The sequence below is a fragment of the Mitsuaria sp. 7 genome (assembly GCF_001653795.1).
GTDB lineage: Bacteria > Pseudomonadota > Gammaproteobacteria > Burkholderiales > Burkholderiaceae_C > Roseateles.
This window is the reverse complement of the sequence record NZ_CP011514.1, coordinates 550,384-574,535: the sequence shown is the minus strand read 5'-3', so window position 1 is coordinate 574,535 and position 24,152 is coordinate 550,384. Positions and strand designations below refer to the sequence as shown.

The 24,152-nt window shown below is 70.7% G+C and carries 4 protein-coding genes; all 4 read left to right on the top strand.

Features of this window, described 5'->3' with window-relative positions; genetic code table 11:
• Positions 1-303 precede the first annotated feature (303 nt).
• Positions 304-2,217, top strand: a complete 1,914-nt coding sequence (locus tag ABE85_RS02535; protein WP_067269790.1) for a glucokinase — start codon at positions 304-306, stop codon at positions 2,215-2,217.
• A 143-nt stretch (positions 2,218-2,360) separates the two neighbouring features.
• Positions 2,361-20,141 (top strand): C80 family cysteine peptidase, encoded by a 17,781-nt coding sequence (locus ABE85_RS02530; protein WP_157521876.1) that lies wholly within the window; start codon positions 2,361-2,363, stop codon positions 20,139-20,141.
• A 61-nt stretch (positions 20,142-20,202) separates the two neighbouring features.
• Positions 20,203-22,419, top strand: a complete 2,217-nt coding sequence (locus ABE85_RS02525; protein WP_067269786.1) for a type I secretion system permease/ATPase — start codon at positions 20,203-20,205, stop codon at positions 22,417-22,419.
• On the top strand, positions 22,416-24,029 hold the full coding sequence (locus ABE85_RS02520; protein ID WP_231993210.1) for an HlyD family type I secretion periplasmic adaptor subunit: 1,614 nt from the start codon (positions 22,416-22,418) through the stop codon (positions 24,027-24,029). Before ABE85_RS02525 ends, ABE85_RS02520 begins: the two co-directional genes overlap by 4 nt.
• Positions 24,030-24,152 lie beyond the last annotated feature (123 nt).

The window sequence follows — 24,152 nt, the reverse complement described above, 5'->3', positions numbered from 1 at the left end:
CGTGCCGTTCGGGCACGTCCGAGACCGCGTCCGCGGCGAATCCGCGCAAGGTAGCAAAACTACATCAGTCACACAAGAGAGATGTTGCCAAGGCGCTCCGAGGCCGCTTCTCCCGCGATGTCGACACTTCGCATCTCGCGCTCAATGGCTTGTCACTGAAGGAGTTTTTCATTCAGCGACGCGGATTCTCGCCTGATTTCCACGCTGTAGTCACGCTACACAACGAAGCATGACGACGGCGCGGCGCGGCTAGGGCGAACCCCTTCCGGGAGCGGCGGGACGGCACGCCATAATCGCCGCTTCATGCGTGAATTCGACAGTCCACGGCTCATCGCCGACATCGGCGGCACCTTCGCCCGCTTCGCCCTGGAAACCGTTCCGGGAGAGTTCGAGCACATCGCGCTGCTGCGCTGCGCCGAGCATGCCGATTTCCATGCGGCGGTGCGCGCCTACATGGACCGGCTGCCCCGCCAGCTGAAGGTGGCGCACGCGGCGATCGCCATCGCCAATCCGGTCGAGGGCGACCTGGTGCGCATGACCAACTACCACTGGCAGTTCTCGATCGAGGAAGCGCGTCAGCGCCTCGGCCTGGACACGCTGGTGGTCGTCAACGACTTCACCGCGCTGGCGATGGCCCTGCCCCGGCTGCGCGGCAGCGAGATCCGCCAGATCGGCGGCGGCGAGGCCCGCCCCCACAGCGTCATCGGTCTGCTGGGCTCGGGCTCCGGGCTGGGCGTGTCGGGGCTGATCCCGGCGGGCGAAGGCTGGATCTCGCTGGGCTCCGAAGGCGGCCACACCAACTTCGCGCCGCGCGACGAGCGCGAGATCGCGCTGCTGCGCTTCGCGTGGAACGAGCACGAACACGTCTCCTTCGAGCGCCTGCTCTCGGGGCCAGGTCTTGAGCTCATCCATCGCGCGATGGCGGACTACCTCCAGCGCCCGTCGGAGCCGCTGACGGCGCCGGACATCACCGCCCGCGCGCTCGAGGCCGCCGACCCGGTCTGCGAGGCCACGCTGGACCTGTTCTGCACGCTGCTGGGCACCGCCGCGGCCAACCTGGCGGTGACGCTGGGCGCGCTGGGCGGCATCTACATCGGCGGCGGCATCGTGCCGCGGCTCGGCGAGTACTTCGACCGCTCGCGCTTCCGCGAGCGCTTCCAGGACAAGGGCCGTTTCTCCGACTACGTCTCCGCGATCCCGACCTTCGTGATCACGGCCGAGCACGCGACCTTCAAGGGCGCCTCGGCGATCCTCGAAGCGCAGTTGCGCAGCCTGCAGAGCAGCGGCGGCGCCTCGGCCATCGTCAGCCAGATCCGGCGCGCGCGCGACGGCCTGTCGCCGGCCGAGCAGCGCGTCGCGGACCACGTGCTGGCGCACTCGCGCAGGGTGCTCAACGACCCGATCGCGGAGATCGCCCGCGCGGCCAGCGTCAGCCAGCCCACGGTGATCCGCTTCTGCCGCTCGCTGGGCTGCGAGGGCCTGTCCGACTTCAAGCTGCGCCTGGCCTCGGGCCTGACCGGCACCGTGCCGGTCAGCCACACGCAGGTGACGCAGGCCGACTCGATGGTGGAGCTCGGCGAGAAGGTGCTGGGCAACACCGCCTCGGCGATCCTGCAGGTGCGCAGCCAGCTCAACCGCGACATGATCGACCGCAGCATCGAGCTGCTGCTCAAGGCCTCGCGCATCGAGTTCTTCGCGATCGGCCATTACGGCGTCGTGGCGCAGGATGCGCAGTTCAAGTTCCTGCGACTCGGTGTCGCGTGCAATGCGTATGTGGAGCCGCGGCTGCAGCTGCTGGCCGCGCAGACGCTGAGGACGGGCGACGTCGCCGTGCTGATCAGCAGCAGCGGCAAGCTGCCCGAGCTGATCGCCGTGGCCGACGCGGCGCGCGAGCGCGGCGCCTACGTGCTGGCGATCACCGCCAGCCAGTCACCGCTGGCCAAGAAGGCCGACGCGGCGCTGATCGTCGACCACGTCGAGGATGTCGCCACGCACCTGCCGATGATCAGCCGCATCCTGCACCTGCTGGTGATCGACATGCTGGCGGTGGGCGTCGCGATGCGGCGTGACAACGCCGGTGCGTCCGGACTGGCGCTCGGCGCGGCGCATCCGGAGCTCGACGAGACCGACGCGGACGGACGCGCCGGCGCGCACCGCGCCGCGCCCGGCATCAGCCTGGCTTCGCCGCTGGCCAAGCTGACGGCGCACAGCCGCTGAGCGCGCGCCGGCGCGGCCGGCGCAAGGCGTGAAGCAGGCGGCCTGCCAGCGGCTGAAGCCGCAGCCGTGCCGGCGGCGGGTGTCATGCCGCCCCGCAGGCGTCATTCACTGAGGCGTTTCACTCTTTCGCGTGAGACGCCGCCATGACACTCCCCCTTCCCGCTTCCCACGACCCCGTCGCTCCGTCCGCCGAGGCGGACGTGTTGTCAGCGGTCAAGCGACGCACGGCCGCGCTGGCCCGCACGCTGCAGCAGGATCTGAAGACCCCGCCGCTGCAGGCCCCCCAGCAGGAACAGACACATCGGATCGGCCGGTGGCTCGGCGTGGTCGCCCAGAACGTTTTCTTCCACGACGAGTCGGGTCTGCTGGTCAAGGCGGCCGAGCATCTCGTGTCCGGCATGCTGAACGGGAACTTCGACGACCTCGCCGTGGCCTACCAGTCCCTGCTGGAGACCAGCGTGCGCCAGGGCCTCACGCCGCAGCGGGCAGAAGAGCAGGCGCTCCGCCGGTTCGGGGTCCTGAAGGACAAGGTGGTCGAGGGTCTCCTCATGCCGGAAGAAGCCGTTGCGCCGCATGAAAGGGCCGCGTCGAAGGCCCTGGCGGACACCTTCCTCCAGAAGCTGAGTGAGCCGGTCGCGACCTCCTCCGCCATCGCGCCACCGCCGATGGCCGCCGCGCGCCCGGCCGATCCCGGCCGTGGCGCGGTGATCGCGGTCATGCTGGACCGGCTCACGCAGTCGTGGCCCGACGACCCCGCACTGCCGGACCCGCTGAGGACCGGGCTGGTCGAGGCCTTCGGCCGCGCGGACCTGTCGATGATCGACGCCCAGCTGGACTCCACGGATCTGCGCCAACTGGCGAAGGCGCTGTTCAACGCCATCCTGGACGAGAACCCGCTGGCCATGGGTCAGGTCTACACCTCGCTGCTCGAATCCGAGCAGGCGCATCGGGGCAGCGACGGCGCCGACGTGCGCGCGGCGAAAAGCTTCCAGGGCCTGGTCGACGAAGCGGCGCAGCTCCTCATGACGCATGCCGACGCCCTGGCCCGAAGCAGGACGGTACGGGGCCGCGAACTCGCCGCCTTCTTCGGCGAGATGCTGGCATCGATCGGTCCCGGCCGATCGTTCACGGTCAGGCTGGATGAGCTCCACCACGCGCAGGACGCCGGCCTGGACCGGTCCCTGCGGATCCGCGCCGGCCTGCGGCTGGCCGCGCTGGAGCGCCTGCGCCTGCTGAGCGCCGCCCACGTGATCGGTCCGATGCGGTACGCGGCGGCGTCCAGGCCGTCCGGTACGCCCGACGACAAGGTCCCCTGGACCCCCATCAACGGCGGCCTTGCGACCACCGCCACCGGCGCGGACCGTGCGCTGGCAGGCAGCTACTTCGATCCCGCGAAGGCGCTGATCGTCCGGCCGGACTGGGACCTCCTGGTGGAACCGTGGTACGACTTCGTCCTCGCCATCGCGAAGACCGCCCAGCCGCCAGACGCGGGCTCGAAGAAGGCCCTCGCCCGGCTGGACGATCTGGGGGGGAGGATGCTCGACCAGGTCATCCATGCGGAAAATCTGCCGCCGCTGGATCGGGCCGCCCAACTGGGACCGCAAGCCAGGGAAGCCCAGAAAGCCGAGGCCCACGCGTTGATCGCGGCGTTGCGCGCCGACGCTACGCTGCTGGACCCCGCGGTCCGTCATCTCACCGTGCTCCTGGAAAACGTGGTAACGACCGCACTCCCGGCGCTGTTGAACGGCGAGTGGGTGCGGGAGTCCGAACTCGGCCAGCATGCGCTGGAGACCGTGACCCCCGAGCGGCCCCTGCCCCTGCTGGCCGCGCTGGCGCCGGAGGTGGGTCAACGGCTGGATCGCTCCACGGGCATGGTCGAACTCGACCTGGGGGTCGGCGGCCAGCGGGCCCTGTGGGTCAAGGCGCTGCCCGAGGAGGCTGATCACGGGCCCCGGATCGCGCTGGACATGTCGCTGCGCCAGATGGATGTGGCCCTCATCCGCCGCCATTGGCGCGGCGACGTCCGGTCGCTCGATGACGTCCCCGAGGTGATGATCCTGGAGGATGGCATCCTGACGGTCAACGGCGCCATCGCCGAGGGCTTCGCGTCCGTCGACGACACCACGACCCTGGTGGGCCCGCCGCTGCGGCCGGCGGCCAGTCCGCAGCCGTGGGAGTTGCCGATGTCCTCGTCCGATTCGACATCGGATGCCGATTCGGAGCCGACACCGGTTCCCACCTTCGACGAGGCGAAGAAGGTGCCGGTCAGCGAGTCGGCCACCCACCCGCCGTCGGGCAGGGATCCAGGACCGGGCACGAGCAAGGGCACGGCCACGATCGTCGACACCGCCCCGCCGCCCTCGCGCTGGTCGCAGGATCCCACCGGCGCGCTGACCATCGAGCAGCGGGCCACGACGATCGCGGCGGCCTTCCAGACGGTCACCGGCGCGTGGGACCTGGCGCTCTTCAATGCCGCCACCTTGCGCAAGGAACTGCTTCCGATGCTGCGCGGCGCGGGCAACCTGTCGTTGCGACTCAAGACCGTGCCGGCCCGCGCGGTGGAAACGGCGAGCGCCCAGTTGCTGGACGCCCTGCTCCTGGGTTCACCGCTGCATGCCCGCGACGCTTACCTGACCCTGCTCGACGCCGTCGATCCGTCGCGCCGGCGCACGCCGGCCGATCTGGCGGACGCCTCGACCCGGTTCACCGCGCTGAAGCAACTGGCCAGGGAGCGGGTCGCGAAGGCAAGCCCCGATCGCCGGACCGCCACGTCCCTTGCGCTGGTCGAGCGTTACCTCGCCACCGTCAACGCCCCACCCGGCACGCCGCTCACGCTCGACGCCGACCAGATGCGCTGGTATCCCAGGGACAACCTCCCGGCGCCAGCCGACTTCGCCGCGGGCGTCGTCTTCCAGCTGTACGACGTCCTCAGGCAACTCGAACGCGCGGGACTGACGGGACCGGTCACCTGGATCGCCGTCAAGCCGAAGGACGAGGGGCGATGGACGCACACCAGCGCCGGATTCACGTCGACCGACCCCATGCCCGGCCTGCGGGCTCGATGGAACTTCCAGCCCGACTCCGGACTGTTGCAACGCCGCGTCTCCAAGGCGGTGGAGCAGGCGCCCATCGACGACGCCCGACCGCTTCGCATCCTGGCCGTGCTGGCCCCCGACGTCAGGCAGACGCTGGACAGGGCCGCGGGCACTGTGCGGCTCGCCTGGACCTCCCGGGGCGTTCGCGGATATGTCCAGTTGACCTACGAAGCGCACTCGCCGGCCGATACCGCGACAGCGGATGCGCAGCTGCGTGAGCTCGACCTGCTGGTCTCGGCGCATGTCGCACGCGCCCGCGCTGCAGACCTGAATGCGCTGCCGCCCAACCTGCGGCTGGCCGACGGGCAGTTTCTCGACAAGCGGGGCGTCATCGCCCACAGCATCGATTCAAGCTGGCGCTTCGAGAGGTCGCCGCTCCAGGCGCGGCGCCTCCCGGAGGCCGCCGGCGCCGCAGCGCCGCCCGCCACGCACGGCGCCGGCCGCGCCGTGGTGATCACCTCGCTGCTGCACACGGCCAATGCCCCCTTGCCCGCGCCGGCCGGCCTGACCGAGGAGGAAAAGACGGCGCTCATCGACGCTTTCGGTCTCCAGCCCTTCAGCAGCAGTTTCGACGAGGCCCGCCGCCCGCTGTCGATGCGCCCCGTGGCGGAGACCTTCCTGTCCGGCGTCCTGGACGCGTCCGTGCCCACGCTGCGTCGGGCGTATGACCTGATCGTCCGTGCGGCCGGGACCGATCTGGATCAGGCGACCCTGCGCCGGCAGGCGGCCGAGGATTTCAGCAAGCTGCAAGCGAGCGCCGACCGCTTCCTGGCGGGCCTGCCCGACGCCCGGCATGCGTCGATCAGCGGCCATCCGGGGCGCCCGCTGGCCGGCTTCATGGCGGACCTGCTGACCTCCGCCGCCCTCGACGCCCCGCTCACGCTGGATGTCGAACGGCTGCGGAACGCGCTGGAACGTCCCCACGTCAAGGATCCCGCATCCACCCGGTATGCCGGTCTCGTGCTGTCCCTGCGCGATCAGCTCCGCGTGATGACCGCCACCGGCGTCATCGGTCCGGTCCGCTATGTCGCCAGGCTCGTCCCTTCCGACGAGAGTTCCGAATGGCGGCGCGAGGGCAACCGCTGGACGACGGAGGAGGACCTGCTCGCCGAGCGATGGTCGAGCGCCGGCGTCGAGCCGGCCACCGGGACGGTCCGGGTGCTCAAGAAGGAGCATCTGGTGAAAGGCTGGCATGAGTTCGAGGCCGAGTTGAACGCCATCCGGTACGACAACGACGAGGACAACGAGGCCCTCAACCGCATCACGGAGCAGGCCGGTGACATCGGCGACGAGTTGGAGGAACTGCTCGGGAAACCGCCCGCCGACCGGTCGGCCGCGATGGACGAAGCGGCGTGGTCCCGCCGCGTGGCGGCGTCGAAGGAGATCCGCAACGAGATCCACAAGCAGGGCGTGAGAGAGGAGGTCCTCACCAACGCGGACGATCTGGTGGCGTTCACGGAAAAGGCCGCGGCCGCCGCGGCGACGCCCGCCCAGCAGGCCGCCTTCGGCCGCGGCACCTGGCCCGCGGTCGATGACGCCCTGCCGCTGCCCCTGCTGCGCCGCATCGCGCCGGGGGTGTCGCAGCAAGTGGACCGCGCCGCGGGCGTGATCCACCTGACGCAGGGCGGCACTACCGTCACCTGGCAGCTGCCCGTGAAGGCCGACGCCGGACCGGCGAAGACCTGGCAACAGGACCAGGCGCTGCGGGAGCTGGACGTCTTCGTCACCGTCCGCCGCTTCTCCCCCGACGGCCCGCTGAACCTCGTCGACCTGCCGTGGGCCTTGAGCTACGACGGCCGTGAACTGCGCACCGTCGGCGGCGACCTGCTCGCCAGCCGCATCGACCCGCCGCCGCCCCGCGCGCGCCCGGCGGACGCCGGTGGGTCGTCCTCCACGGACACCGGCGCCGAGGCGGACTTCAGCGTCGTCGGCTCGACGTCCGGCCGGGACGTCACGGATACGGTCGACCCCGCCGAGGACACCGACGCCACGGAGCCCTTCGATCCCAGGAACGACAAGGACGCCGCGGGACCCAGCGATGTGATGGAGGAGACCGACCGGACGACCGCGTCCACCACGCGCCCGCCCGAAGGCCCTGGCTCCGGCGGCAGCCCAGATCCGGTGACCGGCGACAGGGTCACGCAGTCGCCCGGTCCTGCGACAACCGCCGCCGACGGCGGCCCGCTCCGCGAGCCCATCTCCGCGATGGACATGATGATCGAGTCGTGGTTCCTGAAACAGTGGCACCCGTTCAGCCTCCAGCCGGTCTGGATCGCACTGCGCCAGAAGGACAGCGCGCCGAGCCAGAAGGACAGCGCGCCGAGCGACGAACGGATCATCGCGGCGCTGGAGGCCTGCGGGCTGCCCGGTGTCTCGAAGCCCGTCCTGCCGATGGCCTACCTCGCCGACGACGTCCACAGCATGCTGCACCTGGACGCCCGGTTGAGCGAGCTCGCCGCCATGAGAGGACGGGAAAAAGCCTGGTCGCGCACCGACACCGTCTCCTTCCTGAATGCCCTCTTCGACAAGGATCGCGCGCCGTCCGCGCCAGGATCCCGGCTGGGCGTGCTGGCCAAGATCCTGTTCGACACGGTGGAGGCGGCGCGCAACAGGACGGATCTGCACATCGACGTCGACGGCCTGGTGGCGGGAGGACCGCTCGGCGGCCCGCCCGACCAGTCGACGGTCAAGGACGTCGCCGACCTGGAGCCCGTGCTGCGGGAGCTCTCGCGGCGCGGCGTCATCGGCGGGGTGCTCTGCACCTCCTCCACGGCAACCGCCCGCCAGCACGGCGTCTGGCGGGAGCAGGGCAGCCGCCACGTCTCCGGCAGCCCGCTGCATGAGATCCTGGGGCAGCGTGCCGTGAAGTCCCGCGTCTACAGTCCCCGGAACGTGCTTCCCGGCGTCCACCTGACGTCGACGATCAACTGGCGCAGCCCCCACCATCCGACCTTTCCCAACGCCCACCTGCTGCTCAAGAACCGCGTGCCGGGGACGGTGGCCCTGACGGTCCTGCGGGACAGGAAAAGGCGCTACTACGAGTACCGTCTGCGTGACCCGCAGAACCCGGAGGAATCGGCGATGGACCTGGACCTGGCCATCGCCCGTCTCATCGGCGACGGGCCGGTGTCGCGACGGCTGCCCTATGCCCTGTCCTGGAACAACCAGCATCTGGTGGCCGCGCGGCACGGGCAGCATGGCTTGCGCCCGCTGCCGCGGCTGTTCGAACGGCTGGCGGACGGCACGCTGGTCCCGAACGAAGCCGAGATCCGGCGCTACCGCCACTTCGCGGACGACGTCGGCGCGTCCCCTGATGTGCTCGACCGCCCGGTCTCCAGATGGCGCGACGAGCTGCCGCCCGACAGGCTGCCGTCCGCGCCCTGGGCCTCGGCGGGCGACGGGCTGACGGCTGCCGGGCCGACGGCCAAGCAGCCGCGGCTGGATCTGAAGATGGTCGTCCTGCAGATGGACGATTCACCGCAGGCCTTCGAGGCCAGCCTGCGCCACGCCTTGCAGACCGACAACAAGGGGCGCGTGCTCTGGCTCCAGCTGGACCGCCACGGCGCGTCCCGGATCGTTGCCGGCAAAGGCCTGACCGGCACGACGAGCCACGACACCGAGGTCAAGCTGGTGGTCATCGGCCAGGGGTCCACCGCCGACGACCAGGCCAGACATCTGAGCGGCTACAGCGGCCACGAGTTGAGCGTGCGGGTGGACAGGGCCCTGGACCTGCATTTCGGCGGGTCGCGTCCCCGGGCCACCAAGGTCACGCTGCTGGCATGCGACCTGGAGTCCCCGTATTCGCGCCACCATTTTTCCCGGAAGTTCGGTGACTCCTTCCAGCCCGGGACCAACTATGACATCACCACCTTCCAGGGTCAGGTGCTGTTTTCCGCCGATGCGGCCAACGGCCCCGCGCTGACCCGGCGATGGACGCTGCCCTTCGGCGAGACCCAGGCGGTGAACCGCGCCAGGGAGGGCGTCTTCGTCACCCACGTGGATGCCGTCCGGCGAAAGGATCAGCTCATCCCGCGGCCCAAGTATCCGGACAACCGCCAGTTGAATCGCCTGTCCGAGGCGCAGACCACCGCCGCCCTCGACACCGCCCTGGACGTCGACCCCGCAGCCGCTGCGGCGAGGGCCGCAGCCCGGCTGACGCCGCAACAACTGGCCCTTGAAACCCGGCGCGTGCGCCAGGCCCTGGCGGTGCTCGGGCAGATTCCGCTGGAAGAGCCCTTCTCCTGGCAGGTCGACGACGGTCAACGCGCCGTCGCCATGCGCACGGCGATCCTGCACCGGCTGTCCACCAAGCTGGGCCTGAAAGACGAAGCACTGCTGGCCCGGCTGCGCCCGGTGGTCGACCAGATCACGCAAGGCGTGCTCTTCGACATGTCGCTGCTGCTGCCGGCCTATGACGCCGTCCTCGGCCTGACCGTCAACCAGCGGCCCTACGACTCGCCGATCGCCTGGCGGGCCCGCGCGAACGACTCGCAGTTGGCGAAGGAGACCTTGAACCCGACCGTGCGCGACGACTGGGTCAGGATCAGCACCGGATCCGCCGTGTTCATCGACGCGCTCGTGGCGGCCCGGGACAGCGTCTTCGCCGCCGGTCCGAATGTCCGGGAGATCGACCACAGGATCTACGGACGCAGCGACCTGCTCAAGTCCGTCGTCGGGGCCGCGGCCACCAACGGCACGCTCTATGTCGACCTCTCCCGGATCAGGCCGGAGGACCATTCGGCCTGGCAGGAATCCAGGGACATCGAGCTCTTCCGTGCCCGCACGGCGCTTCGCCATCTGCAGGACGTCGGCGCGGTGAACCGGGTGGTCGCCATCACCTTCGATGATCCGCGACCGACCGGGCAAGGATGGAGTTCCCTGAAGGCCGTCCGCCTCCCCGCCACCCGCCGCCATGGCGCGCGCGACGTCCACGTCCAGGAGGCGCCCTTCACGGACGCGCTGATCGGGCAAGCCCTGCCCCCCATGATGCGTGGCATCCGGCAGGGGGAGGTCTACTGGTCCACCCTGGGGACCCAGACGATCGCCATCGACGTGATCCAGATGAAGGAGTCGCTGGCGGAGGCCGAGGAAGCGCTGCGCCGGTGGGAGACCGAAGCCCCCGCCGGCTCGACCGAAGCTACCACCCTCAAGGCGCTGGCCGACGACATCCGGGGGCGCCTCCAGCGTCTGCACGGCGCCGGCGAACATGAGCAGGCGTGGACGTTCGACGCGATCAAGGCGGAGATCCTGACGCACGGCGGCGTCCAGCCCCTGCATCGGGATGCGCTCGATGCGGCGACGGTGGAGCGGCTGCTTCAGGACGTTGCGCCCGATCGGGTGGAACAGGTCAGGAGAACGTACGGCCGGACGATGAGGGTGCTCGAGACGCAATTCCGGAAGTACTCCAGCTACCTGGTCGACGAGATACCGGCCACCAAGCCCGAGTCCCTGGACCTGCTGCCCGAAGACCGGCCGCTGGCGGCGCTGGTGGAGCGGGCGCCGATGGTGCGCCAGCGACTGGACCGCGCCACGGGCCGGATCCGGGTGAACTATCCGGCCACGCGTCTGGACACGGTGCTGCAGGTCGACCCGTTGAGCGCCTACCGATCGGACGGCGGGAGCGAACTGGCCGCCATGGCCCTTCAGGATGCCGACATCCGGACCGCGGAGGCCTTGATCATCCGCCACCTCGACACCACGCCGCTGGTGGCGCCCGACCTCGCCCATGCCCTGGGACACCTGCCGCGCCTCATGAGCCTGCGCAACGGCGAGTTCAGCGTGAACGAGACGGTGGTTGCCCGGCGGTCGAGCGATGCGCCGGACGTCGACGACGTCACCGGCGTCGCGTCCTGGGTCGTCGATCCCGACGGCGTCGAGTCGGCGATCCGGCCCCTGCGAGCCACGCCGGGCCGGAGCGGTCCGTCATTCAGCGAAGAGCTGTTCGATCTGTCGCAACCCTGGCCCGTGGAAGCGCCATTGACCCTGAAGCTGATCGTCCAGGTCGGGCGCGACGAACACAGCGAGACGGCGGCCATGCTGCTGGCCAGGAAGTACCGGGGGCAGATGGCCTGGGTGCAGATGGATCGGGGGGCCGCCCCCCACGATGTGCCCAACATGCACATCCGCGCCGGGCACGAGCTGAAGGCCAAGGCGAGCTCGAAGACCCAGGTCGACATCTACGTGGTCGGCCACTCCGTGATGCGGTTCGCGAAACAGCAGACCCTGAGCGACTGGGGGCCGGGCGAGTTGGCCAGCGGGCTGAGCCAGCAGTTCCGCGACGGATTCCAGAGCTCGCCCAAACTGCGTCGCGCCAGCCTGGTCGCCTGCGACCTGCACTCGCCATCCTTGGAGAAGTCGTTTGCCGTCGAGTTCTTCCAGCACCTGACCGACGCGGCCCTCTGGACGCAAGACGCCGAGGTGACGGCAAGGACGGGCCATGTCCATATGGCGGAAGTCGAGGTCGACGTCGGCGAGGATCCGACGGCGATCATGAAGCTGACGGGCCGCCTCGATGCAGAGGGTCGCCTGATGCTGAGGCACCGGCTGCCGGGCGACACGAAGCTGATCCGCAAGAACCCGGAGACCGGCGCCATCGAGATCACCGACAAGTACGTCGACCCCGAACTGGACTCGGTTTCGCAATGGCAGCGACCCGCCGCCGAGATGCAGCTCCTGTACGACGCGACATTGCGCGGCACGGTACCGACGGAGCTGGTCCGGCTCTTCACCGGCGCCGACGGCGAAGTCGACCTGGACCGGCTGCGTCGCATCGCCAGTGATCCCGCCGAAGCACGACAGCTCGAAGCCGATCTGGCGACGGCGATCGAAGCCGTGCCCGAGGCCGAGCGTCCCACCGTCCCGGCGTACAAGCTGCTCGCCGACTCGTTCGCCGGGCAGGTGCTCGACATCGACGGCCGGGAGGTGCCGGTCCTGAGCGCCCTGCGGGACGAGCGTCATCTGGACGAACTGGTCCGCCAGACGCTCGACGAGGACACCCTCGGCCTGGATGAGACCTCGCGCATCACGCCGGAGGGCGCATTGCCCGTGTTGCTGGAGAACGGCGTCGTGGGCCTGGACGGCGACGGCGGCGTGCAGCTGATCGAGCCGCAACTGCAGGCGCTCGTGGCCGGCAACGACGACGCCGGCCTGATGCGCGCGGGCGCCGCGCTGCTTCACCTGCCCGAGGAGGTGTTCGACAGCCTGCGCGCCGGCGCGGGCCTGGAGGGGGAACGTCTGCTGGACAAGGCGCGCGACGTCCGTCGAGGTTTCTCCGAGCCGTCCGGCGGCATCGCGGAAGCGGTCGCCGGCCACGGCGTGGGCGTGATGAACACGGTCATCGGCGCCGCGCAGCTCGTGCAGGGCTGGCGCCATATGGATGCGGCGATGAAGGGCCTGCTCACGGCCCAGACGTCCAGCATCGTGATCACGCCGCTGACGGTGAAGGTGGGCCAGTGGTTGCGCGAGCTCTCCGCGGCCTCGCAGCTGTCGGGCGGCGCCCGCGCGGCGACGACGCTGGAGTCCGCCCTCGCCACCATCGGCACGGCGCTGGAAGGCGGCGCCGCCGATCTGGGCCTGTCCGCGCTCGGCCTGGTCGTGATCGGGCTGCAGTGGGACGAGTTCCGCAAGAGCGGTCAAGGCACGGACAGCTTCGCCTTCCGCAACCTGGTCGCCAATACGACCATCATGACCTTCTTCACCGCGACCTCGCTGGTGTCGGCCGGCGTGCAGGTCGGCGCCGCCTTCGCCGGCGGCGCGGAAGCCATCGCGGGCACGGCGCTCGGCCTGGTCTCCGGCGTGCTGGCCGAAGCGGCGCTGCCGCTGGCCCTGCTGATGATCGCGGTCAACGGCGCGGTCGGCAGCTTCATGTGGACGGAGGAATTCGGCGACTACATCCGTACCTCGACCGACCTCGGCGACGCAATCGGCGCCGGCCTCGCCAAGTTCTTCGGCTTCGAGACCGACGTGCTCCGTCGCGCGGAGATCGAGAAAACTGCGGACACGGCCGCGAAGGCGCGCGCGACGATGCTCGACCAGGCGCGTCGGGACTACATGGTCTTCCGCGGCGAGCAGCTCGCGAAGGCCGGCTACGGGACGGTGAAATATCCCCGCCGGAAGCACGAGGTCGCGCATGCCAGCTTCCGGGTGCCCGGCAACGATCCCAACTTCACCTTCGTCCTGCAGGACCGGGGGCTGTTGTCCCGGGTCGATCAGCCGCTCGCCTCCGACCGCTTCGACGCCTGGGAGGCGCCGCCATCGGCGGGCGATGCCCCGCGTACCGGAACAGCCTGGCTCGACCTGCGCAACGACTTCGGCACCGCCAAGCTGACGAGCAAGGGCGCGGCGGCGCAACTGTTCGAACTGCAGGGGGCCCTCGGCAACGTCGACGGCGGCAGCGAACGCGACCTCTTCCTGCTGGACGGGCGCAGCCGCGTGCATGTGAACGGCAAGGGCGGCGAGGACGAGGTGGACCTGGACGCCACCGGCCTGCACGTGAAGGTCGGCGCTCAGGCCATCGCCGGTGCGCTCACCCTCGCCAAGGGTCGCTCGGCGCTCCCGTCGGGCAGCCACAGGGTCCATTCCCTGTTCGGGATTGAAAACGTGACCATCCGGAACGCCGCCGAGGCGGACGTGACCGGCGGACCGGGAGACGAGCGCTTCGACGTGGGCGCCGGCCGTTCCACCATCACCGGCGGCGGCGGGCGCAACACCTACGTGCTGCGCGAGGGCAACGACATCAGCAGCGTGTCGGACGACGCCGCGATCTGGAACGGCACCGTGAACGCGGTCCTCCGCTTCGCCGGCGGGCGACCCGGCAATCTGCTCCTCAAGGTCGATGTGCCGCACGAGGACCTGTACTTCGAACGCGAGGACCGCTGCCTGATCATCAGCACGAACGCCGTGATGCAGCTGAGGCTGGAGAACTTCTTCCCGGCCCTGCCGACGCCGACCCCGACGCCGGCCCCGACGTCGCCCGGCGCGCCCGCTGCCGCAACGGCGTCCCTCTTCATCGTGGACGCGCTCGGCACCCATCTGACGCTGGTCGATCCGCGCCGCCTGCCCACGGGGCTGGCGTCGTCGTCCTCGGTGGACAAGCACCTCTACCTCGACGCGTCCACGCCGGCCTTCCGGAGGACGCTGAGCGGCGACCAGGCCCACACGCGCCACCACCTCGCGTCCGGCGGCGGCGACTTCAGGCTGAGACCCCGCACGTCCATGCCCATGGACGTCACGCTGGACCTGCCCGTCGACCGCCTGGGCTACCGCCGCGAAGGCGACGATCTGGTGATCACCGAAACCCCGCCCGCCGACACGAAAGCCGGCTTCACCCCGTTGCGGCTGACGCTGCCCGGCTACGCCACGCGGGACTGGGCCGCGATGCATGGCCAGCTGGCTCTGTGGGCGCGCGGTAGCCAGGACAAGGGCGCGCGCGCCGCGATCAAGCTGCGCCATCCCGCGCCGGGCGACCCGGACCAGGGCCGGATGCAGGGGGCGGCACCGGACGCCCCCGAGAGCGGGACGACGAACGCAACGCCACCGACACTGACACTGACACCGACGAACACGAACACGAACACGAACACGAACACGAGCACGAGCGCGAGCGCGAACACGGCCACGACCACCGTCCCGGCGGACCATCGCACCGGCACCGACGGGGCCGACGTCTACGAGATCGCCGAAGGCACTCACGTCGTGATCGACAACACCGCGCTAACGTCGACCCGTGACGTCTTGAAGCTCGCTGCCGCACCGCTGCGGCTGCGGCGATCAGGGGACGACCTGGTGATCGACACCTTGGACGGCAGCGTCACCGTGCGCCGCCATGCGGTGGATCCGCTGGCACGGCATCTGTCCATGGAGTTCGGCGGCAGGCGCTACGTCCTGCCGGTCATCAACGCCACCGGCGTGATGGTCTACGGGCCGGACGGCGGCAACGGCGACGGCGACGTCCTCGCCACGCTGCCCGGCATCCATGTCGTGCAGATGGCCGTCGATGCCGCGTGGTCGACGACGCCGGTCCTCCGGTCCGTGGTCATGACCTCCGTCTCGAAGGCGGGCCGGATCGGCCGCAGCGTGGATCTCGAGTCCGCCGGAACGGGCAGCCGGGTGATCCTGAAGGATCTCCCTTCATTCGCGCAGGAGGCTGGCGCCTTCCAACTCGAACAGCCGGACAGATCGTCGCTGCGGCTCGCGCCCGAGATCCTCGACCCGGCCTGGCGTGAGGCCTTCGAACGCCAGGAGCAGGCGGGCCTGCCGGGCGGCATCCTCCAGGCGCGCGGGTTCGAGGACGCCGGCATCCGCGACGTGCCGCGGATGGGAGCCGTCATCGAATTGAGACGGAACCTGGACAACAGCCGTATCGCGCCAGAGAAGACCCATCCGGTCGAGACCGTCCGCGACTACCTCCGCATGAGCGGCCTGCCCGTCGACATCGTCAACGCCGTCCGCTCGACGTCGATCGGCCAGGTGCGGCGGATGCGCAGGCTGCTGGCCGCCATGGCCGATGGCAAGACCTGGCCCCCGGCATCGCTGCTGGACGACTGCGCCGCCAGCCCCGCCCCCCTGAGGGTGTCGGCCGCGCGTCATGGCACGATGCTGCGTCGCCTCACGGCGGCCGGACGGCCCTGGGCCTATCAGGAGGCCGTGGTGGGCGGCGGGCTGTCGCCGCACGCCCTGGACGCCTTCGAGACCTGGGCCGCGAGCCGGGATGCCGGCATCTTGGGCGACGACGCGTCGGCGACGCGCCTGCGGGAATTCAGCCGCCTGCTCGCCGGGTTCGGGGACGGCCACGCGACCACGGCGGACACGCACGAGTTGCTCCTGGTCGCGCTGAAGTTGAAAGGCCGGCCCGATGAGGTGGCGGCGCAGATGGCCCGGGCGATGGTCGCCGTGTCCCTGGACGAAGCCTGGATCGATGGCATGCTCCAGGCGGGCGTCATCGATCACACGGTGCTGCGCAAGCTGTGGAACGGGCGTGTCCCGGTGCGCGACGTCCTGCTCGCCAACGCCAACCGGCTGAGCTACGAAGGCAAGGGCAATCGCGGCGGCCTCATCCAGGTCGGCGTGAGCGACGCCTTCAGGACGCCCGCCATCAAGGTCCCGCAGTACGAGGTGAAGCGCTACCTGGCGCTCGACGGCAACGGCAACAAGTTCGTCACGGCGCACGACATCCCGTTGCCCGGTGTCGGCTACGACCTCATTCCCGGCATGCTGCTGGATGCCTCGGGACAATCGCCGGCGCTGCTCGACCGGGAAGGACGCGACAAGCTCGAGAAGGACGCCAGAAAGGCCTTCGACCGGAAGCATGACGACCTCGAGAAGCCGGCGTCCAGGTCGTACTACGACTCTTCGAACATTCTCAGCACCCGCGATCAAAGGCCCGCTTCCGATCGCGAGAAGTACTGGCCCGAAGCCCGGTTCGGCGCCTACGCCAAACGCTCGTCGCTGTACGCGATGGTCGAGACGAAGATCAACGACAACGCTCTGGTCACGGAGAGCGAGACGACGCTGCCCGGGAGCGACGGCTTCGGCCGCAGCAGTCCTGCCAACCTGGTCGACGGCGTCGACAAGGCGGGAGAAGCGACCGCCTGGCGGCCGCCGGCGGGTCTGCCCGCCGTGTCCTCGTCCTCCGGCGGTACGCAGGAACGCGCGATCCTGTTCGACTTCATGCATCCCGTCGCCTTGTCGGGCTGGCAGGTCGATCTCCAGCATGACGGCAAGGTCCCGGGCGGCGGCAGCGTCACCGAAGCCTGGTCGCTCCAGGCGCAGAACCGCGACGACCGCTGGGTGCCGGCGGAAGACGGCGTTCCCTATCGACGCTACCGGATCGTCGGCATCCCTCACGATCTGCCGGGGGAACTCTGGCTCAAGGAGGTGAGCTTCACGACGGCCGAGGTCGGCGCCAGCCCGCTGCTCACGCGGCTGCAGGCGGGCGGATACGACCGGCGGGAGGCCGAGGCCCTGCTGACGCTGGGCGTGCAGTCCGAGGAAATGGTGCAACGGGCGGTCACGCTGCGCGGGATCTTCGGCGCGCTGCCGCCGGCTTTCGTCGCGCAGGATGTGCTGGCGCACGACCTGACCCCGCGCGACGGGTCGCTGCTGCGCCAGATGGCGAAGGTCGGCGAGACAGCCGGGAACGCCCTGGCGCTCCTCCGCGACACGGCGTCGCCCAGCCAGACGATGCGTCTGCTGATCGCATCGTTGCCGCACCGCGCCGGATCGCCTTCCGCGGTCCCAGCCGACCTGCTGGCCTCTCGCCGGCAGCAGGTGATCGACTGGCTGAAGGCGGGACAGGACGGGCTGAAGACCGACGCCTTCACGCCGGTCCTGGCCGAGGTCGCCGACCTGCTGCTGCTGGCGGCGGCCGGCACCGATCGCGGCGCATTGGGCCGGGCCCTTCTGCGGCTGGAGGCACACACGCCCGCAGGCCTCGCCGCCGTCCCGACGCCGCCGACCTGGGGATCCGCGCCGGTGGCCAGGCTCATCGACGGCGTCCTGGAGGACCAGGGGCCCAGCCCGGTGCTCCGGACAGCGGCCGTCCACCTTGCCGTCACCACCTTCGCCCGGCTTGCGGACGATCTGTACAGGCAGATCCGGAACAGGCAGGACCAGGGAGGCGAACGCGACGCCCTGGCGGCCACCCTGCCCTCGTTCCTGCTGCTCGCCGCGCTCGGCGCCGTGCCGGAAGGCGGCGCGGAAAGCGGTGCGATGGCGCCGCCCCTGAGGCTCACACTCCCGGCAGGCCCGTCGCTGCGGGACGAGGCGATCCGGTCCCTGCTGAAGGACGTCGCCGCCGACCTGCAGACCGCCGAGGATCTCGGTCTGCTGAGGGTCGCGATCGCCTCGCCCCTCGCACCCGATCCGGCATCGAGCCATTGGGCGGGGACGCACGGCGCGGGTTCGCACCAGAAGATCTACATCGGTGACATGCCCCTGCCGGACGCCATCGGGCAGGCTGAAGGCAGGCGTCTGGCGTCGCTCGCGGCGTCGATGCCGGTCCGCTCCCCTGCGCAGGGCGATGCGGAAGGCGGCCTTGACGCGCAAGGCCTGACCCTGGACTTTCCCCTGCAGGATCTTTCATTCGCATCGTCTCCCGATGCCGAAGGTCCGTCCGTACCGGGCCCGATCCAGCGGGCAATGGCCTTGATCGGCCACCTGTCCTACCGCGACTGGGGCTATGGCCGTCTGGAGATCCGCGTCCTCGCCCCCTTCAAGCCCGACGTGAAGCGATCGCTGGCGGAGCGCCTGCTCGCGGGGGTCGGGACGCCGCCGTCGGCCCAGGTCGACGAAGCCCTGTGGCGGCTGTCCGACCTGGTCCTCCGATCGGCGAACGGCGACCGCGACGCGCTGCTCGAAGCGGCGCCGCTGGCGGGCAGCCTCGCCCACCACCTCCGTGCGGGCGACGCTTCCGGCACGCGGCCCCTGCGCGACGTACCGGTCGACAAGGCGACCCAGGAGCTCGCGCTGTCGTCGCTGGGCGAGGCTCTCCGGACCGTGCTGGGGCGGTGGCGATCCACCTTCGAACACCTGAGCCTGCAGACCCATGCGATCTACACCCTCCCGGTGGCGATGGTCGCGGACATGCTCCAGGCTGTCGCGTCGGACACGCCGTATGAATTCCGCCTGCCGTCCCCCGATCTTGCCGAGGTCCCGTTCAGGCGAAGGCATTCGGGCTCCGGCCTCCCCCTCGCGCCCGAACTGTCGCCGAACAATGCCGAGGTCTTCGTCCGGTCTCGCAGCGCCAGTGACATCCAGGCCGCCCGCGAAGCCGGTCTGCTCAAGGTGCGGGTGAGCGCAGAGGAGAAACCCGAGTTCGGTGCGCTGACCTGGGAGCAGCGTGCCCATTCGAAGGCATGGACCACGGACGCTGCCCTGCCCCTGGTGTTCCGGGAGCCCGCCGTCTACCTGCTGATACGGGGCCTGAGCGCGAGGAGCATCGACGGACTGCTCGCCGCGGGGCTCCGCACAGCCGCGCTGGTCGACCGCTTCCTCGAGTTCAGCAAGGCGTTGCCCGACGAGGATCTCGGCATCGCCTGGGCGCTGAGCGACCCGCGCCCCGTCCTCGATGCCGGCAATGTCCGCTGGATGCGTCGCATGCGGCACCTGGGACTGGCGACGACAGAGGTCTTCCAGATCCTCGGCGACGGCGTGTCGGACAAGGAAAGGGCGCGACTGGTGCTTGACCGGCTCCCGTACAGGACGTGGAGCGATCACGTGTTCGCGCCGGCGGACGTCGAGCCGCTGCGCGCCGACATCGCGAAACACCTCGCCACCTCGATGAGTCCGCAAGCCTCGGCAGACATCGCGGACCTGATGCTCCAGGCGCTCTGCGGCGAGACGGCGGCCTTCACCGAGGCCCTCGAGCAGGCGCCGGCGGTGTCGACGATCCTCGATGCCGTGGCCGATCTGTACAAAGGGATGCTCACGCGGCTGAAGGTCTCGGCGGGGGAACGGAAGGCCGTCGAGGCGTTGACACCGTTGCGGCTCGCGGTGGAGGTGCTCCGGCGCGCGCGTGACGAAAAATCCCTCAGCCTGCCGATCGACGGCTTCGATACGCCACAGAAAATCGCCGAGGCCCGGGTGTTCATGCGCGCGGCGAACGATCTCCACCGGTTGAGCGTGGCCGACCTTCCGCGCGTCAGTGGCGTGAGCACGAAGCGGCTACAGGACGTGACCTGGCGGGAGCCCGTGACCTCGGACCGGCTGGCGGCCGTGCTGGCGCAGGAGATCGCCGCGCAGGGCGAGGACGGTCTCGGCGGCGGCGTCTCCACGCCGTCCGCCCCGCCCCGTCCCGACGCGATGGCGATGTTGTCGACCTCATCGACCTGATCGCCGACCCGGAGGCCCGGTCGTCTGCACTGACGCGTCTTTCCCGAGACCGTGAGTCCCGATGGCCGATACGATTTTTCCTCCCCGACTGGCGCCGCCGCAACCGACGCCCGGGCACACGCCGCGACGGGTCTCCCCGCTCGCGGCGCTGTGCCTGGTGGCCGCCTTCCATGAGATCGCCGCAGAACCCGAAGCGCTGGCGCACCAGCTCGGCCTCGGGCCGAACGAACCCGTCGGGCCGGACGACCTGCTGCGCGCCGCGCGGCTGCTCGGCCTGAAGGCACGCCGCCTGCGCGGCGACGCCGCCCGGCTCGCGCGCGTGCCCTTGCCGACAGTGATCTGGCTGCGCGACGACGGCGATCCGCCTGACGCCCCCGTGCACCCGTTCGTGCTGGGCCGCTTCGGCGCCAGCGAGGCCCTGATCGCCGATCCCGCCGTCGACGCCGGCCGCCCCGCCAAGCTCACCCGCGAGGCGCTGCTCGCGCGCTGGAACGGCGAGCTGATGCTGGTCGCCAGCCGCGCCAGCCTCGTGGGCGAGATGGCCCACTTCGACTTCTCGTGGTTCATCCCCGCGCTGGTCAAGCACCGGCGCCTGCTCGGCGAGGTGCTGCTGATCTCGTTCGTGCTGCAGGGCTTCGCGCTCGCGCATCCGCTGTTCTTCCAGGTCGTGATGGACAAGGTGCTGGTGCACCGCGGGCTGTCCACGCTGCACGTCATCGTCGTGGGCCTGGTCGTGGTGATGCTGTTCGAGAGTCTGCTCTCCGGCCTGCGCCACTACATCCTCAGCCACACGACCAGCCGCATCGACGTGGAGCTGGGCGCGCGGCTGTTCCGCCACCTGGCCGCGCTGCCGCTGGCCTACTTCCAGGCGCGGCGCGTGGGCGACTCCGTGGCCCGCGTGCGCGAGCTCGAACACATCCGCGCCTTCCTCACCGGCCAGGCGCTGACCGTGGTGCTGGACCTGTTCTTCTCCATCGTCTTCATCGCGGTGATGTTCCTCTACAGCGTGCCGCTGACGCTGATCGTGCTGGCCAGCCTGCCCGGCTACGTGCTGCTGAGCGTGCTGATCGTGCCGGTGCTGCGGCGCCGCCTGGACGAGAAGTTCGCGCGCGGCGCCGAGAACCAGGCCATGCTCGTCGAATCCGTGACCGCGATCCAGACGGTGAAGGCCGGCGCGCTCGAACCGGCCTTCTCGCGGCGCTGGGACCGGCAGCTGGCGGCCTATGTCTCGGCCAGTTTCCGGACGCAGAACCTCGGCGCCTGGGGCCACGAGGGTGTCGGCCTGGTCGGCAAGCTGACGCAGGCCGCGACGCTGTGGTGGGGCGCGCAGGAGGTGATGGACGGCGCGCTGACGGTGGGCCAGTTCGTCGCCTTCAACATGTTCGCGCAGCACGTCGCGCAGCCGGTGATGCGCATGGCCAACCTGTGGACGGACTTCCAGCAGACCGGCCTGTCGATGGCGCGGCTGGGCGACATCCTGAACACGCGCACCGAGGCGCCGCCGGCCAGCGCCGCGCAGCTGCCCGCGCTGCGCGGCGCGGTGGCGCTGCGCGACGTGAGCTTCCGCTACCGGCCCGAGGCCGCGCCGGCCCTGCGCGGCGTCGACCTGTCGATACGCGCCGGCGAGGTGGTGGGCATCGTCGGCCGCTCCGGCAGCGGCAAGAGCACGCTGACCACGCTGGTGCAACGATTGCACCTTCCGCAGGAGGGACGCGTGCTGATCGACGACGTCGACAGCGGCCTGATCGACGCGGCGCAGCTGCGGCGCCAGATCGGCGTGGTGCTGCAGGACAACGTGCTCTTCAACCGCACGCTGCGCGAGAACATCGCCATCGCCGATCCGGCGGCGCCCATCGAGGCGGTGGTGCACGCCGCGCGCCTGGCGGGCGCGCACGAGTTCATCAGCGAACTGCCCGAAGGCTACGACACCGTCGTCGGCGAACAGGGCGGCTCGCTGTCCGGCGGCCAGCGCCAGCGCGTGGCGATCGCGCGCGCGCTGTTCACCGACCCGCGCATCCTGATCCTCGACGAGGCGACCAGCGCGCTGGACTATGAGAGCGAAGCCGTGCTCCACCGCAACATGGCGCAGATCTGCCGGGGCCGGACCGTGCTGATCATCGCGCACCGGCTCAGCGCGGTGCGCCACGCCGACCGCATCGTGGTGATGGAGCGCGGCCGCGTCGTCGAACAAGGGCCTCACGACGAGTTGCTGACCCTGCCCGACGGCCTGTACCGGCGGCTGTGGTCCATGCAGGACGGTCCGGGAGCACGCGCATGAACCGCCGATGGAAGGCCCGCTGGAACGCGGCGGCCGCTTCACGGATGAAGCGCCTGAAGCATCTGCGACGACTGAAGGACCTCGGCGAAGCGCTGTCGCATCGTTTCGGCGCGCCGGTGGAAGTGCTGCGCCGCTACCGCGAGGTGCTGGCCGCCGCCTGGACCGCGCGCCGCGACCTCGTCGGGCCGGCGCGCCATGCCGAGGAAGCCGCCTTCCTGCCCGCGGCGCTGGCGGTGCGCGACACGCCGCTGCACCCGGCGCCGCGGCGCACGGTCTTCGTGCTGATCGCGCTGGCGGCGATCGCCCTGGTGTGGTCGCTCGTGGGCCGCGTGGACATCGTCGCCGTGGCCGACGGCAGGCTGGTCGTCAGCGATCGCAGCAAGGTGGTCCAGCCGCTGGAGCGCTCCGTGGTCCAGCGCGTGCGGGTGCGCGACGGCGAACAGGTGGCGAAGGGCGAGACGCTGGTCGAGCTCGATCCGACGGCGCCCGCCGCGGACCGCGAGAGCCTGGACGAACAGCGCCTGGCCGCGCTGGCCGAAGGCTGGCGCGCGGAACGGCTGCTGGCCTCGCTCCAGGCGATCGCCGCGATCCGGACGCTCGAATCCATCGACGAGGGTCGCGGCGCCGGGCCGACCGTCGCGCGGTCGGCGGGCGCGGGGACACCCACGACGCACACGACACAGACGACGCACGTTCCGCCGGACGACTGGCCCGCCGCGCGACGGCGCGAGGCGCTGGCCATGCTGCGCGCCGACTGGGCCGACCTGCAGGCCCGGCTGGAGCGTCTGGACGCCGAGGCCGACCGCCGCCGCGCCGAACGCGACACCGCCCTGGCCGCGGCGACGCGGCTGGCGGCGGCGCTGCCGCAGGCCACCCGGCGCGAGGACGACCTGCGCGCCCTGCACGGCGAGGGGTTCGCCTCCACGCATGCGTGGGAGGACAGGCGGCGCGAGCGTCTGGACCTCAGCGGCGAACTCGAGACCCAGCGTGCGCGGTCGCGCGAGACCGACGCCGCGCTGACCGAGACCCGGGCGACCCGCGCGGCGCTGATCGCCGAGGTCCGCCAGCGCTGGCACACCGCGCGCGAGCAGGCCGCCGCGCGGCTGGCGCAGGTCGAGGCCGAGCGCCGCAAGGCGGGCCGGCGCGAGGAACTGACGCGGCTCGTCTCGCCGGTGGACGGCACGGTGCAGCAGCTGGCGGTCCACACGGCCGGCGGCATCGTGACCGAGGCGCAGGCGCTGATGGTCATCGTGCCCGACGACGCGCCGGTGACGGCGGAGGTCATGCTCGAGAACAAGGACATCGGCTTCGTGCGCGTGGGCGACGCGGCGGCGATCAAGCTGGAGGCCTTCCCGTTCACGCGTCACGGCACGCTGCCGGCCACGGTCACGCGGGTGAGCCCCGACGCGATCGACCATGAACAGCTGGGGCCGCGCTTCGCCGTGACGCTGACGCTGGAGGCGCGCGACATCGAGGTCGACGGCGCGCGCGTGCCGCTGCGACCCGGCATGGCCCTGAGCGCGGAGGTCCGCACCGGCGAGCGGCGTGTCATCGAGTTCCTGCTGAGTCCGCTGGAACACGTGCGCAGCGAGAGCCTGAAGGAGCGCTGAGGGCGCACGGGAAGCCTGGACGCGGGAGGGTGCGGGAGAGCGCGGTAGGACGCGGGAAGGCACGGTGGGCGGCGACGCGATGCACGTGCGTCGCCTACTCACCGCGCCTCATCGATCCCTGCG

Coding starts and splice junctions, on each gene's coding strand:
- ABE85_RS02530 (WP_157521876.1), top strand. CDS start 2,361: ATGACACTCCCCCTTCCCGCTTCCCACGACCCCGTCGCTCCGTCCGCC.
- ABE85_RS02535 (WP_067269790.1), top strand. CDS start 304: ATGCGTGAATTCGACAGTCCACGGCTCATCGCCGACATCGGCGGCACC.
- ABE85_RS02525 (WP_067269786.1), top strand. CDS start 20,203: ATGGCCGATACGATTTTTCCTCCCCGACTGGCGCCGCCGCAACCGACG.
- ABE85_RS02520 (WP_231993210.1), top strand. CDS start 22,416: ATGAACCGCCGATGGAAGGCCCGCTGGAACGCGGCGGCCGCTTCACGG.